The following is a 14,905-nucleotide window of genomic DNA, read 5'->3' as shown; positions in this document are numbered from 1 at the left end:
CCGATCAGGCGGCGCTGTACGGGTTGTGCATCAGGATGGTGTGGTCGCGGTCGGGGCTGGTGGACACCATGGCAATGGGCACACCGGTCACTTCGGCGATACGGTCCAGATAGCGGCGGGCGTTCACGGGCAGCTTGTCGTATTCGGTCACGCCCACGGTGGAGTCTGTCCAGCCAGGGATGGATTCGTAGATGGGCTTGCAGCGCTCGATATCGTCCGCGCCCAGAGGCAGCAGGTCGATCTTCTCGCCGTCCAGCTCGTAGCCCACGCACAGTTGCAGCTCTTCGATGCCGTCCAGCACGTCCAGCTTGGTGATGCACAGGCCGGACAGACCGTTGATCTGGGCCGAACGCTTGAGCAACGCAGCATCGAACCAGCCGCAGCGGCGCGAACGACCGGTGGTCACGCCCTTCTCTGCGCCCACGGTGGACATGACCCAGCCGGGAGTGCCTTCCTTTTCCCATTCCAGCTCGGTGGGGAAGGGACCGCCGCCCACGCGGGTGCAGTAAGCCTTGGTGATGCCCAGGATGTAGTGCAGCAGACCCGGGCCCACGCCAGCGCCTGCGGCGGCATTGCCGGCCACGCAGTTGGACGATGTGACATAGGGGTAGGTGCCGTGATCCACGTCCAGCAGCGTGCCTTGCGCGCCTTCGAACAGCAGGTTGCCGCCTTCGGCGTGAACGGCATTGAGCTCGCGCGAAACATCGGCAATCATGGGCTTGATCAGCTCGGCATGACGCATGGCTTCTTCGTACACGGCGTCGAACTGAACTTCGCCGTCCTTCATGTAGGGAGCCAGGCCGGCGCCGAAGTCGAAGTTCTTGGAACCCAGCACGTTCACCAGAATGTGGTTGTGCAGGCTCAGCAGCTCGCGCAGCTTGGTGGCGAAGCGCTCGGGGTGCTTCAGGTCCTGCACACGCAGGGCACGGCGGGCGATCTTGTCTTCATAGGAGGGGCCGATGCCCTTGCCGGTGGTACCGATCTTCTGCACGCCACCCTTTTCACGGGCCGCTTCACGGGCCACGTCCAGAGCCTGGTGGAAAGGCAGGATCAGCGGGCAGGCTTCGGACACGCGCAGACGCTCACGCACTTGCACGCCGGCCTTTTCCAGGCCTTCGATTTCTTCAAACAGCTTGCCCACGGAGAGCACCACACCGTTGCCGATGTAGCACTTCACGCCGGGACGCATGATGCCGCTGGGAATCAGGTGCAGAGCCGTCTTCACGCCGTTGATGACCAGTGTGTGACCGGCGTTGTGACCGCCCTGGAAACGCACGACGCCGTTGGCGCTTTCGGTCAGCCAGTCAACCAGCTTGCCCTTGCCCTCATCACCCCACTGGGTGCCGACGACGACCACATTGCGACCTTTGGATGTATTCATATTCCAATCCGATAAATCGAAGAATTAGTCAAATGCCTTAAATGGCTTGCACGACCCATTGCCCGCCGACATTGGCAAGCTCACGGTCGCAGTGGAACTCATCCACTTCGCTTTCATGCCCTGGCAGCACGCAGACCACCGTCTCGCCCTGCTGGCGCAATGCGGCAATGGCGGCAGCCACTTGCGCGTCATCACCCCAGGGGGCGCGAATGGCAGCCTTGAGCGGACGCTCGGGCACGACAGCCACCAGTTGTTTGATATCGAGACTGAAGCCGGCAGCGGGACGATTGCGCCCGAACACTGCACCGACTTCGTCGTAACGGCCACCGCGCACCAGGGCATCGCTGCCGCCGGGCACATAGATCGCAAAGCGCGTGCCGCTGTAGTAGGAGTAGCCACGCAGGTCGGCGAGGTCGAAGCTGACCTTGACGCCATCCAGATGCTGCACCAGCCAGCGCAAATGTGACAGCACATTGCGCACGCCGGCAGTGCGCTCCAGCAGCTTTTCAGCTTGATCGAGCACTTCCATGCCGCCGTACAACTGCAGCAGCGCCATCAGGCCTTCACGCGAGGCTTCGGGGAAATCGCGGGTCAGCTGAGCCAGCTCGGTTGCATCCTTGGAGGCCAGGGCCGCATGCACGCCACGCAGCACCTGCTCGTCCACCATCACGCCAGCCAGCAGGCTGCGCACAATGCGCACATCGGCCAGATCCACGATGACGTCCTTGACGCCCGCTCCCTTGAGGCAGTCGAGAGCCAGATGCAGGGCTTCGAGGTCGGCTTCCAGGCCTTCATGGCCGTAGATTTCAGCACCGAACTGGAACGGCTCACGCGTGGCACGCGGACGATCGGGGCGCGCATGAACGACAGGACCGCAGTAGCACAGACGGGTTACGCCCTTGCGATTGAGCAAATGTGCATCAATGCGTGCCACCTGCTGCGTCATGTCTGCACGCAGGCCCATGGTGCGACCGGAGAGCTGGTCAATCAGTTTGGAGGTTTGAAGGGCAAGAGCTTCGCCTGTACCCGTCAGCAAGGACTCCAGATACTCCAGCATGGGTGGCATGACAAGCTCATAGCCATAGCTGCGCGCAGTATCGAGCAATCCTCGACGCAATTCTTCGATGTGCCGTGCCTCGGAGGGCAAAACATCGGCAATGTGATCCGGCAGGACCCAAGCAGACATGGAGAAATGGGGAGGCTGTTAAAAATGCGATTCTACCGGCTTTGCCAGCCCTGCCCAATTTGACCGCTAAGGCCTAGCCAGTATCGGCAGTATTTAAAGCAGCACCAGCATGATGGCGCCTGCTGCGATACAGAGCAATCCGCAAAAGCGCAGCTGCCCATCCCTGAGTTGCAGCAACTGGGAAAACAGCTGGCGCCACAGCCCGGGCGCGAACAGGGGCAGCAGCCCCTCCAGCACCAGCAACATGGCGATCGCCAGTCCCAGGATCTCCCACCAGTCCATTGCCATCTCCCAATAGAAAATGGCCCTCAAGGGGCCATTGCTTGTATCGTTGTCAGAGCTTTCCGAACTTGCGCAAACAAGGATGCACAACAGGCATTTCTATCGGCAAAACACCATGCCTGATCCGAATTTGCGCAAGCCAAGGCCTATTTGCCAGCGGAGCCGCCACTGCGATAAGCCTTGAAGAAGTCGCTTTGCGAAGGATCTAACACCAGCACATCGCTCTTCTTGGAGAAGCTCTCCTTGTAAGCATCCAGACTGCGATAGAACTGCGCAAACTGCGGATCCTTGCCAAAGGCTTCTGCGTAGACCCGTGCCGCTTCAGCATCGCCCTCACCCTTGATCTTCTGTGCATCGCGGTAGGCATTGGCAATGGTGATGTCACGTTGACGGTCGGCCTCGGCGCGAATCTTTTCACCCTCAGCCGCGCCTGTGGAGCGCAGCTCGTTGGCCACGCGCTTGCGTTCGGCCTCCATACGGCGATAGACGGACTCGGTGATGGTCTCGGCATAGTCCACGCGAGTGATGCGCACATCGACGATGTCGACACCCCAGGGCTTGGAGCCGCGCACGGTTTCCAGCACTTCACGCTTGACGTCGGCCATCAGCGTTTCACGCTTGGAAGACAGCAACTCACGCACGGTACGGCGGTTGATCTCTTCCTGAAAGGCATTGCGCACCACGCGGTTGAGCTGCATGGCACCGGCAGATTCATCCAGACCCACGTTACGGATGTATTCCGAAGGCTCGGAGATGCGCCAGCGCACATACCAGTCGATGACCACGCGCTGCTTTTCAGCCGTGAGCATGGGCTCGGTATCGGTGCTGTCGAGCGTCAGCAGACGCTTGTCGATGTAACGCACGTTCTGCAGCGGTGGCGGCAGCTTGAAGTTAAGCCCGGGCTCGGTGATTACTTCCTTGATCTGACCCAGCGCATAGACCACACCGAACTGACGCTGATCCACGACAAACAGGGTCGAGCTCAGCAAGGCCAGCACCACGAGAATGCTGGTGACAAAAAATCCGATTCGATTCACTGCATTCTCTCCTAGCGTGCGTCACGGTCACGGCTGCGCGCATCGCGGCTGCGGGCATCACCGGCTGGATTGGGTACTACACGTACGTTGGCTGGAGCCGAAGCTGCGCCGCCGGCAGCTGCATCACCCGACGCAGCAGGAGCAGCGGCGCTGCCACCCACGTTCTGCATGATCTTGTCCAGAGGCAGATACAGCAGATTGGAGCCCTGGCGCGACTCCACCAGAACCTTGGTCACGTTGGTGTAGACCTGCTGCATCGCATCGATGTAAAGACGGTCACGTGTGACCTGAGGAGCCTTCTGGTACTCGGAATACAGCGAACTGAAGCGTCCGGCATCACCCTGAGCCTGGGCCACGATCTTGGACTTGTAGGCAGCAGCCTCCTCACCCAGACGCGCCGCTGCACCCGCAGCACGGGGCACCACATCGTTGGCATAAGCCTGGGCCTCATTCTTGGCACGCTCACGCTCCTGACCAGCCTTGAGCACATCGTCAAACGAGGCCTGCACCTGCTCGGGCGGCCGCACGCCGCCTTGCTGCATATTGATGCCCACCACCTCAACGCCCACCTTGTAGCGATCCAGAATGGACTGCATCAGATCGCGCACTCGCGGCGCGATCTGGTCACGCTCCTCAGCCAGAGCCGCGTCCATCTTCATCTTGCCGACGACTTCACGCACGGCGGACTCTGCCACCTGGATCACGGCCTCGGAAGGACTGCGGCTTTCGAACAGCCAGGCTCGCGCATCGCTCAGTCGGTACTGCACGGCAAACTTGATCTCGACGATGTTCTCGTCCTCGGTCAGCATTGCCGATTCACGCAACCCCGTGCTGCGCACGATGTTGTCGCTCCCCACTTCCGCAGAGCGAATCTGCGAAACATAGACCAGCTCATGCTTTTGAACGGGATAAGGCAGGCGCCAGTTGAAGCCCGCTCCCACGGTGCTCTTGTACTTGCCGAACTGCGTGATGACGGCCTGCTGGCCTTCCTGCACGATGAAAAAGCCCGTACCCAGCCAGATCAGCACAGCCACGCCGGCAATCAGGAAAATTCCTTTGCCGGGGTTGAAAGGCTCGCCAGGCTGACCGCCGCTGCGGCTGGGCGGCACACCACGGCCGTTGCCGGAGCCACCACCAAACAGGCCGGAAAGCTTGCGATTGAGATCACGCCACACCTCTTCCAGATCAGGCGGCTGGCCTTGCTGAGGAGAGGAAGGACGGGGTCGCTGCTCGGGTGCGGGCGGCATCGGAGGACGCTCCCCTTCGGGTGCCGAGCCGTCCGGCTTGGAGCCATCTTCGTTGTTGTTGTCGCCACGACCCCAGCGCGGATCGTTCAAATTGAACATCCCGCGAATGCGTTGCGGCAGCACCGCCAGGCGATGGACGCGTTGTGAAAAATTCATGCGAGACGTCTCTGTGTTTTCAAAAAGACATGGACCATGGCAAGCATTGTGCCCAATAGGAACGCAAGCCCCTAGTATTGCGCGTCGTCATCAGGGGACATCCAGTACGTATCGTCCTGCCCCTCGACTTCTTCGCGTGCCGCCTCTTCACGTACCTGCAAAACCCGGTCAGCCAACATCTGCCGCAGCTGCGCCAGCCCCTGCCCCGAGCGAGCACTGACAAACACACGCGGCACCGGCGTGCCATCGAGCTCATACATATCCTGCAGCATGGCAGGCTGACGCTCGGGCTCAATGGCATCCAGCTTGTTGAAAACCAGAATCTGGGGCACATCATCGGCCCCGATTTCACCCAGAACTTTTTGGACTTGTTGTATTTGTTCGGGGAATCCGGGGTTCGATGCATCCACGACATGCAGCAGCAGATCGGCGTCAATCGCCTCCTGCAAGGTGGCCTGGAAAGCATCCACCAGACCGTGCGGCAAGTCACGAATAAAACCGACGGTATCCGACAGGGAAACCGACTCCTCGGCCTCCGCCAGATACATCTGCCGGGTGGTGGTATCCAGCGTGGCAAACAGCTGATCTGCGGCATAGGCGCGAGCCTTCACCATGGCATTGAACAGCGTGGATTTGCCGGCATTGGTATAGCCAACCAGGGAAATATTGAAAACTTCGCGACGCGAGCGCTGACGCCTCTGCGTAGAACGCTGCTTCTTGACCTTTTTCAGGCGCTCCTTGGTGCGCTTGATGGCATCGTCAATCATGCGGCGGTCAAGCTCGATCTGCTTTTCACCGGGGCCGCCACGGCCACCGATACCGCCAGCCTGGCGCTCCAGGTGACTCCAGCGGCGCACCAGGCGCGTGCTGATGTATTGCAGGCGAGCCAGTTCCACCTGCAGTTTGCCTTCATGGCTGCGTGCACGCTGGGCGAAGATTTCCAGGATCAGCATGGTCCGGTCGTTGACCGGCATCTGGATATGGCGCTCCAGATTGCGCTGCTGCGCCGGGCTCAGAGCCTGGTCGAACCAGACTTCCTTGGCGCCGTGCATCTGGGCCAGCATGCGGATCTCATCCGCCTTGCCACTGCCCACGAACAACGCGGGATCGGGAGCTTTGCGCTTGCAGGTCAAGCGCGCCACGGGTTGCAAGCCAGCAGTCTGTGCCAGCAGGCCCAGCTCTTCCAGCTCGTCATCGAAATGGGGAACACCAAATTCCACGCCCACCAGCAGCACTGGCGCAGACGCGGAACGTTCAAAGGATTCAGAACTCAAATACCTGTCCCGTAGGGTAAGAGCCGCGCCGGACTAGCCGGCGGGCGTTGACGCAAGAAAGCTTAGGCAGCAGCGGCGTCGTTGTCAGCCGGAGTAGCGGCCGAGAAGTTCACGGCGCGACCGGGAACGATGGTGGAGATGGCGTGCTTGTATACCATCTGGGTCACAGTGTTGCGCAAAAGCACCACATATTGGTCGAACGACTCGATTTGGCCCTGCAGCTTGATGCCGTTGACCAGATAGATGGAGACCGGCACATGTTCACGACGCAGTGCGTTCAGGAACGGATCTTGGAGGAGTTGACCTTTATTGCTCACGATATTCTCCGTGTTCGAAGAGTGTTGTTGTAAACCGACACATTACCACAGGGCCCGGGAAAAACAGCGAAAAGGGTTTTCCCGTAGGCACCAGCAGACAGCTATTAATCCTTGTCGGCGTAAGGATTATGGGAGGTTTTCAAGTCGATGCGCAACGGGGTGCCGACAAGATTGAACTCCTTGCGGAAACGACCTTCCAGAAAGCGCTTGTACGCATCGGTGACCAGTTCCAGCGAGTTGCCATGGATCACGATGATGGGCGGGTTCATGCCGCCCTGGTGGGCATAGCGCATCTTGGGACGATAGGCTCCCACCTTCTTGGGCGTCTGGAACTGGATCGACTCCATCAGAATGCGTGTCAGCACAGGAGTAGGCATCTTGCAGGTGGCTGCACGATGGGCCTGGATGATGGATTTCCACAGCGGCTCGAGACCCTGGCGCTTTTGTGCCGAGATGAAGTGCAGCGGCGCAAACTTCAGGAAGGACAGGCGCGTCTCGATGGAGCGCTCCAGCATCTGACGCTGGTAGTCATCCACGGCATCCCATTTGTTGATGCCCAGCACGACCGAGCGGCCGCTTTCCAGGATATAGCCCGCAATATGGGCGTCCTGGTCGGTCACGCCTTGCGTGGCATCGATCAGCAGCAGCACGACGTTGGCGCCTTCGATGGCCTGTAGCGTCTTGACCACCGAGAATTTCTCGATGGCTTCGAACACCTTGCCCTTGCGGCGCAGACCTGCGGTGTCGATCAGCTCGAACTTCTGGCCATTGCGCTCAAAAGGCACCGTGATCGCATCGCGCGTGGTGCCGGGCATGTCAAAAGCCACCAGGCGCTCTTCACCCAGCCAGGTATTGATCAGCGTGGACTTGCCAGCATTGGGACGACCTGCCACCGCCAGACGCACGGGCTTCTGATCTTCCTCGCCAAAGACCTCGTCTTCAGGCTCAGGCAGATTCAGCAGACCCAGGGCTGCATCGACCAGGCTGCGCACACCCTGACCGTGGGCGGCAGACACGGGCACGACCTCACCGAGGCCCAGTTCATAGAACTCGGACAGCTGCACGCCATCCTTCATGCCTTCGGCCTTGTTGGCCACCAGAATGGTGGGCTTGCCCAGACGGCGCAGGTAGTTGCCGATCTCGTGATCCTGACCGGACAGACCGGCACGCGCATCCAGCACGAAGATCACGACATCGGCTTCCGCCACGGCTTGCTGCGTCTGCTTGGCCATCTCCTTGAAGATGCCGCGCGATGCATCCGGCTCGAAGCCGCCCGTATCGATGACGATGTACTCATGCTTGCCCTGACGGCCCTGGCCGTAATGGCGGTCACGCGTCAGCCCTGCAAAGTCGGCGACGATGGCATCCCTCGACTTCGTGAGTCGATTGAACAGCGTCGACTTGCCCACATTGGGGCGCCCTACCAGGGCAATAACTGGCTTCATTCCAAAAACAACCTATCAATCCGGCTTGAAGCCATACACAGTTCCGCTTCGGCTGACGATCACCAGAGTATTGGCGGCGACAACCGGGGAAGTGGCAACTCCTGCCTTGTCAGTTTCCAAACGGGCCAGTGCAGAGCCGTCTTCACGCGAGAGCATATGCACTGTCCCCAAATCATCGGCCAGCACCACGGAGCGGCCCAGCACCAGAGGTGCCGTCAGCTTGCGGTACTGCAGCTTGTCGATGGACCACAGACGCTGACCGTCTGCACGATTCCAGGCCTGTACCGTGCCGTTGCTTTCGGCGCCAAACACGGCCTGCTCGTCGCCCGCCACGCCATCGCTACCCTTGGAGGTCTGCGTCCAGCGCACATTGGCCGTGCTCACATCCACGCACCCCACCGAGGCCTGGAACGCACGTGCGCAGACACTGCTGCCCACACGGCTGACGGGACCGACCAGATCCACCAGTCGCTCCACATCGTTGGTCCCGCGCGGTGCGGCCAGAGGAGCCATCCAGCGCACCGAGCCATTGTCAGGATCAACACCTGCCAGACGTCCGGACACGCCTACCACCAGATTATTACCAACGGCCTGCAAAACGCCTGGCTGGCGCAGAATAAGCGGTTCATTGCTGGGGCCTTCAACCGACCACAGCTCACGACCCGTATTGGCATCGAAGGCCGCCAGAGAACGGTCCGCCGCCATCACGAACACGCGGCCGCCAGCCACCAGAGGCGGCGTATAGACTGCGGCAGTCAGATTGTTCTTCCACAGCTGCTTGCCTTCGGCAAACACCATGAGCTGGTTGCTGCGTGTAACCACCGCCGTGCGCTGTCCGTCGCTGCCCACACCGGTGGTCAGCGGCTCGCCCGCACTGAACTTGCCCAGCTGGCTGCCGGTATTGCCATCAAGCGTCGTAACGCTGCCATCCTTGGTGACCACGGTGACGGTATTGCCCTGCACCAGCGCAGGCATGGCCAGAGGCACTTCGTTGCCGAGCTTGGCCGACCAAGCCTGATGCACCGCGATCTTGCCCGGATTGGCCCCCAGGTCCAGGGGCTTGGGCTTGTCCTTGCCGCCGAACATGGAGCAGGCAGCCAGCGACGCGGCCACAGCAGTCAACACCAGCACACGGGCTGCGGATTGCGCTGCGGGGGCAGCGGACTTCACTTGATGGGCAAAAGTCTTCAAGATTATTTCTCCGACGGCGTTGTCTTGACCAGGGTTGCGGCTTCAGGAGCCACGCCCAGCGCGTTCAGCTTGAATTCCACCAGATGGCGGTAGTCCAGATCCTTGTCCAGTGCCTTGTAGGCAGCCTGGTACTGGGCAACCGCCTCAGCCTGCTTGCCCAGCGCCACATACAGATCGCCACGGCGATCAGCCTGCAGACCGGCATAGGACTCGGGCATGGCCGCCTCAAGCACCTTCAGGCCTTCGTCATAGCTTTTTTGCTGCTCCAGCACGGAAGACAGACGAATGCGAGCCAGGGCCTTGAAGCTTTCATCGCCCTTGTCGGCCACCCAGCTCAGCTGAGCCTTGGCGTCATCGAGCTTGCCGGCATCCACCGAGGCCTTGGCCATCAGCAAAGCCGTCTGGGCGGCCTGTGCCGTGCCCGCGTACTTGTCCCGCAACTCGCTGAAAGCCTGGTCTGCGCGCGCCGCATCCTTGGCCGTCAGCGCTTCGTCCACGGCGAACTCCAGGGCCGAGGCCTGGGTGGCCTGACGCTTTTGCCAGTACTGCCAGCCGTTCCAGCCGGCCAGTCCGAGAAAGACCACGACCAGCACGCTGGTGATCAGAGTTCCCCAGGAATTCCAGAAATGCTTGAGCTGCTCAATTTGCTCTTGTTCTTCAAGATCGAGATGGTTTGCCATGGCTACTTAGATTGAGTGGAACGCTGGTCGGAAAATGAGGTGCGGAAAATCAAACCGCCGATTTTAGGCTGCCGGCCCACAGGGCCACATCCGCCAGAGCTTGCTGCACCTGCTGGCCTTCGCCGTCGCGCAGCGACTTCACGGTCACCTTGCCCTGGGCCAGCTCGTCGGAGCCAAAGATCAGGGCAAAGCGTGCACTCGAGCCATCGGCCTTCTTGAACTGGGACTTCATCGAGCCCATGCCCTCGGCCGAGCCGCCGGCCGCTGCATGCATCTGAACCGCCACACCGGCTGCACGCAGCTGCTGCACGGTCTTGAAGACCTGAGGCAGCACCGAGGCGTCGGGAATGATGGCGTAGACATCGGCTGCGGGCTGGGGAATCTCTACCCCCACCTCCTTGAGCACTTCGAGCACGCGCTCCACACCCATGCCCCAGCCCACGGCCGGAGCGGGTTTGCCGCCGATTTCCTCGATCAGATAGTCGTAACGACCGCCGCCGCAGATCGTGCTCTGCGAACCCAGCTTGTCGGTAATGAACTCGAACACCGTGAGGTTGTAGTAGTCCATGCCGCGCACCAGACGCGGGTTCAGGCTCCAGGCCACGTCGTTGGCATCCAGAATGTCCTGCACGGCCTTCAGATGCGCCTTGGATGCATCGCCCAGATAGTCCATCAGCCTGGGAGCTGCGTTGACCATTTCCTGCATGGCAGGATTCTTGGTGTCCAGCACGCGCAGCGGGTTGCTGTACATGCGGCGCTTGGCTTCCTCGTCCATCACCTCTGTGTGCTGCTCGAAGTAGGCAATCAACGCCTCGCGGTGGGTCTTGCGCTCCTCGGGCTGACCCAGGCTGTTGAGTTCCAGACGCACGCCTTCAATGCCCAGCTCTTTCCAAAGTTGAGCGGCCAGCAGAATCACTTCGGCATCCAGCTCGGGACCGGCAAAACCCAGGGCTTCCACACCGACCTGGTGGAACTGGCGATAGCGACCGCGCTGGGGTTTTTCGCGCCGAAACATCTGCCCGATGTAGAACAGACGCTTGCCGCCTTCATACAGCAGATTGTTTTCCACCACCGAACGCACCACGCCGGCCGTACCTTCAGGACGCAGGGTCAGATGCTCGGCCTGGCCATGCTTATCCGCCCGGTCCTCAAAGGAGTACATCTCCTTTTCGACGATATCGGTCACCTCGCCCAGGCCGCGCACGAACAGGGCCGTGGGCTCGACGATGGGGGTGCGCATATTGCGATAGGCAAAGCGGCCCATCAGATCGCGCACCTTGGCTTCAAACCACTCCCAACGCGCCGAATCGGGTGGGAGAATGTCGTTCATGCCTTTGACGGCGGTCAGTTTTTCGTTCTTGGCCACGTGAAGTCTCACACTTGGGCTACTAGCAAAACAAGAGCATATTGCGCACGGCAATCATGCCATTCAACTAGAAACCTAATTCAAATCCATACAGATAGCGCGCAAGCAGCTATCAATTCCAAAGTCTTGGCTCGCTGGCATTGTGCCAGCAAGCGCAATCACCACCCGCATGCCGGGCCACTGCAAGCGCTCGAGTCGCTCAGGCCTTCAGGCCGTAGCGGCGCTGCACATATTCCAGCACCAGGGTCTGAAACTCCTCGGCGATATGTTCGCCGCGCAGCGTCAAGGCCTTCTCGCCGTCAATGAAAACGGGCGCCGCTGGCGCTTCGCCATTGCCGGGCAGGCTGATGCCGATATCGGCATGCTTGCTCTCGCCGGGGCCGTTGACGATGCAACCCATCACGGCCACCTTCATGGCTTCCACGCCAGGAAACTGGGTGCGCCAGACCGGCATTTCACCACGCAGGAAATCGTCGATCTTCTTGGCCAGTTCCTGGAAGGTGGTGCTGGTGGTGCGGCCGCAGCCCGGGCAGGCGGTGACGCTGGGCACGAACACGCGCAGGCCCAGAGCCTGCAGAATCTCGGAGGCCACCACGACCTCCTGCGTGCGCGCTTCACCCGGCTGGGGCGTGAGCGAGACGCGAATCGTGTCGCCAATACCCTCTTGCAGCAGCACCGACAGCGCAGCCGTCGATGCCACCGTGCCCTTGGTGCCCATGCCGGCCTCGGTCAGACCCAGATGCAGCGCATAGTCGCAGCGGCGCGCCAGCTCGCGATAGACCGAGATCAGATCCTGCACGCCGCTGACCTTGCAGGACAGGATGATGTTGTCGGGGTTCAGGCCGATATTCCTGGCCAGCTCGGCCGAGCTGATGGCCGAGGTGATCAGCGCCTCGTACATGACCTGGCGTGTCTCCCAGGGTCTCTCGCGACGGCTGTTCTGATCCATCAGATCGGCCATGATTTCCTGGTCCAGCGAGCCCCAGTTCACGCCGATACGCACGGCCTTGTCGTACTTTGCAGCGATCTCGATCATCTGGCCGAACTGCTTGTCCTTTTTGTCGCCCTTGCCCACGTTGCCGGGGTTGATGCGGTACTTGGACAGCGCCTGGGCGCAGTCGGGGTAGTCGGTCAACAGACGGTGGCCGTTGTAGTGAAAGTCCCCCACCAGCGGCACATACTCGCCCATCCGGTCGAGCTGCTCACGGATATAGGGCACGGCCGCCGCCGCCTCGGGCGTGTTCACCGTGATGCGCACCATCTCCGAGCCAGCCTGGGCCAGCTGTCGCACCTGGATGGCGGTTTCAACCGCATCCACGGTGTCGGTATTGGTCATGGACTGCACGCGCACGGGCGCATCGCCCCCGACAGTGACCACGTTGTTGCGCCACACCACACGGGCCTGGCGCGATTTGCGCGGCAGCGGGCTGGCGATGGCTATCGCCTGGCTGAGCTGCTGCGAGCTTTGAGAATCTTGCACTCTTTTTACCTCGAACGGTTACTTCACCTCGAAGCGAGCCACATTGTCGCGTGTGCTCGAGATATCGAAGGGTTCGCCACGTACCGTCACCTGCGTGCCCTTGGCATTGCCCACAATCACCGACAGGGGCAACTGGCCTTCGGCAGTCGCAGATTCGTCCTTGGACAGGGTCTTTTCCAGCACCACCTTGCCGGCTCCGTCCTTGACCTTGACCCAGGACTGGCCGGTATTCACCTTCAGCACCAGCAGGCCGGCAGCGCCGGTCGCCGGCGTGGCCACCTCGGCTGCCGCGGCTGCGGTTTGGGCAGCTGTCGCAGATGCGGGAGCGCTTGCTGCAGCTCCGTCGCCTGGCATGCTGGCAGCAGCAACCGGCACAGGTTCTGTCACTGCCGCCGCGGGTGTGGCAGAACTGCCCTGTGCGCCGCCCTCGGCCTGGGCAAGCGGTTCTGCAGCCGGCGCGCTCACCACTGGCGTCTGGCCGGACTGGGCCTGAGCCGGCACTAGCGCGCCTGCCCCATCGGGGCCGTCCACCATCTGCTGGAATGGCACAAAGTACACGGCAGCGGCAGCTGCCAGCAGAATCAGCACGCCTGCCGCAATCTTGCGAGAGCTGCTGTTGCCGGAGTCCAGCGGTGTACCCGTGACCTTGAAGCTGCTGCGCACCTTGACGGTCTCGTTGATGCCTGGACCCGCATTGGCAAGGCTTTTGATCTCGCTGCGTGGCAGCTTGGCCAGCACCGATTCGGCATCGATATGCAAGATCCGGCACATTCCCATGGCCAGGGCACGCATGAACACATGATCGGGAAAAGCCGCATAGTCATCGGCCTCCAGCGCCTCCAGCTTGTGCTGCGGCACCTTCAATGTCGCAGCCATCACGGGCAACTGCATCCGGGCTGCTTCCCGTGCCTGACGCAACAAGACTCCGGCCGTGGCCTGACCCTGAGTTGGCACCTGCTCTTCGCTTTGCATAGTTTCCTCTTCCACCGCAGCCTCATTCATTGAAAGCTCCACGTTCATAGGCCAGCCACTGACGCGATTGAGGAAAACGCTCGCGCAACTGATGGGCCTGTTGACGCACTCCAATGTCGTCGTGCAATGCCCTGTCTATTTTGATCCCCAGCCAGAGGCTTTCCGCACTGGCCTGATTGCTATTGTTATTCAAGCGCCGGATGTAGAACTGCGCCTTCTTCAGATCACCTTTGAGCCAAAGCACATTTGCCAGGTTGTAGCCTGCAGCGGGGTTGCCCACATCCATCTCGTAGGCACGAAACATGTTCTGGTAGGCCTGCTCCAACTGTCCCGCCTGCTGGTAGCACATGCCCTTGGCCAGCAGGGTCCTGGGCTGTTCACGGTAGCCCGGAGCCTGCAAGGCTCTATCAAACCACTGCTGGGCTACGTCGAAATGCTTTTGCTGGCATTGCATCCAGCCGTAATTGTGAATCTGGTTGCCGTCGCGCGGATTGAGATCCACGGCCTTGCGCATGGCGATCTCCGCCTGCGTCCAGTCCTGGTTCTGCATGAGGATCAGGCCCAGCAGGCCGTATGCATCGGCGTAATCGGGCTTGGCAGCCAAAGCTTGCCCTACCTCGTCCATGGCCACATCCAGGCGCCCGGCCTGAAAGTAATTGGCAGCCAATTCCAGGCGAATCTGGGCACGGCGATTGGCATCGGCGACCTGGGTCCCGGCCGTGCCAACCACGGAAGTCTGGGGCACGGACGTAGAGGAAGTGGTGGTGGTCGTTGTCGAAGTACAACCCACAAGTGCCGCGACCGCAACCGGTACCCCCCACCGGGCCAACAAGCCCCAATGTTGCCAAACCGGTCGCTGTACCACTGCCCTCATTGATTGTCCTTTATTCA

General features: G+C 61.0%; 14 protein-coding genes. All 14 read right to left on the bottom strand.

Annotated elements, in window-relative coordinates; genetic code table 11:
• Positions 1 to 4: 4 nt before the first annotated feature.
• Positions 5 to 1,381, bottom strand: a complete 1,377-nt coding sequence (locus ACWGXF_RS07405) for an adenylosuccinate synthase (protein ID WP_003063796.1) — start codon at positions 1,379 to 1,381, stop codon at positions 5 to 7.
• A gap of 37 nt (positions 1,382 to 1,418) precedes the next feature.
• Entirely contained in the window at positions 1,419 to 2,567 is a 1,149-nt protein-coding gene (locus ACWGXF_RS07400) for an ATP phosphoribosyltransferase regulatory subunit (RefSeq protein ID WP_003063798.1), read from the bottom strand.
• A 93-nt stretch (positions 2,568 to 2,660) separates the two neighbouring features.
• A complete protein-coding gene (locus tag ACWGXF_RS07395; RefSeq protein ID WP_012839168.1) occupies positions 2,661 to 2,849 on the bottom strand; it encodes a DUF2065 family protein in 189 nt (62 codons plus the stop codon).
• Positions 2,850 to 2,995: 146 nt separating this feature from the next.
• On the bottom strand, positions 2,996 to 3,886 hold the full coding sequence (gene hflC, locus ACWGXF_RS07390) for a protease modulator HflC (protein WP_003063801.1): 891 nt from the start codon (positions 3,884 to 3,886) through the stop codon (positions 2,996 to 2,998).
• 11 nt (positions 3,887 to 3,897) lie between these two features.
• Positions 3,898 to 5,289 carry an FtsH protease activity modulator HflK gene (gene hflK, locus ACWGXF_RS07385; protein ID WP_034359349.1) on the bottom strand — a complete coding sequence of 464 codons (1,392 nt, stop codon included), beginning with the start codon at positions 5,287 to 5,289 and terminating at the stop codon, positions 3,898 to 3,900.
• Positions 5,290 to 5,360: 71 nt separating this feature from the next.
• Positions 5,361 to 6,524: a GTPase HflX gene (gene hflX / locus ACWGXF_RS07380; protein ID WP_452101823.1), complete on the bottom strand. Its 1,164-nt coding sequence runs from the start codon at positions 6,522 to 6,524 to the stop codon at positions 5,361 to 5,363.
• A gap of 101 nt (positions 6,525 to 6,625) precedes the next feature.
• Positions 6,626 to 6,880, bottom strand: coding sequence for an RNA chaperone Hfq (gene hfq / locus ACWGXF_RS07375; RefSeq protein WP_012839170.1), 255 nt, complete (start codon positions 6,878 to 6,880; stop codon positions 6,626 to 6,628).
• A gap of 104 nt (positions 6,881 to 6,984) precedes the next feature.
• Entirely contained in the window at positions 6,985 to 8,325 is a 1,341-nt protein-coding gene (der, locus tag ACWGXF_RS07370) for a ribosome biogenesis GTPase Der (protein WP_012839171.1), read from the bottom strand.
• Between the two features lie 15 nt (positions 8,326 to 8,340).
• Positions 8,341 to 9,516 (bottom strand): outer membrane protein assembly factor BamB, encoded by a 1,176-nt coding sequence (gene bamB / locus ACWGXF_RS07365; protein ID WP_256630952.1) that lies wholly within the window; start codon positions 9,514 to 9,516, stop codon positions 8,341 to 8,343.
• A gap of 2 nt (positions 9,517 to 9,518) precedes the next feature.
• A complete protein-coding gene (locus tag ACWGXF_RS07360) occupies positions 9,519 to 10,196 on the bottom strand; it encodes a YfgM family protein (RefSeq protein WP_034359353.1) in 678 nt (225 codons plus the stop codon).
• 49 nt (positions 10,197 to 10,245) lie between these two features.
• Complete coding sequence (hisS, locus tag ACWGXF_RS07355; protein ID WP_256630953.1) at positions 10,246 to 11,562, bottom strand: histidine--tRNA ligase; 1,317 nt, start codon at positions 11,560 to 11,562, stop codon at positions 10,246 to 10,248.
• A 199-nt stretch (positions 11,563 to 11,761) separates the two neighbouring features.
• Positions 11,762 to 13,042, bottom strand: coding sequence for a flavodoxin-dependent (E)-4-hydroxy-3-methylbut-2-enyl-diphosphate synthase (ispG, locus tag ACWGXF_RS07350; protein ID WP_034378387.1), 1,281 nt, complete (start codon positions 13,040 to 13,042; stop codon positions 11,762 to 11,764).
• A gap of 18 nt (positions 13,043 to 13,060) precedes the next feature.
• On the bottom strand, positions 13,061 to 14,044 hold the full coding sequence (locus ACWGXF_RS07345; RefSeq protein ID WP_452101816.1) for a RodZ domain-containing protein: 984 nt from the start codon (positions 14,042 to 14,044) through the stop codon (positions 13,061 to 13,063).
• The gene (gene pilW, locus ACWGXF_RS07340) at positions 14,037 to 14,888 is read right to left on the bottom strand and encodes a type IV pilus biogenesis/stability protein PilW (RefSeq protein ID WP_452101815.1); all 852 of its coding nucleotides are present in this window, start codon (positions 14,886 to 14,888) and stop codon (positions 14,037 to 14,039) included. Before pilW ends, ACWGXF_RS07345 begins: the two co-directional genes overlap by 8 nt.
• Positions 14,889 to 14,905: the final 17 nt, after the last annotated feature.

Source organism: Comamonas sp. HJ-2, assembly GCF_053615495.1.
The sequence above is the reverse complement of the archived record's forward strand: the minus strand, read 5'-3'. Positions and strand labels throughout refer to the sequence as shown.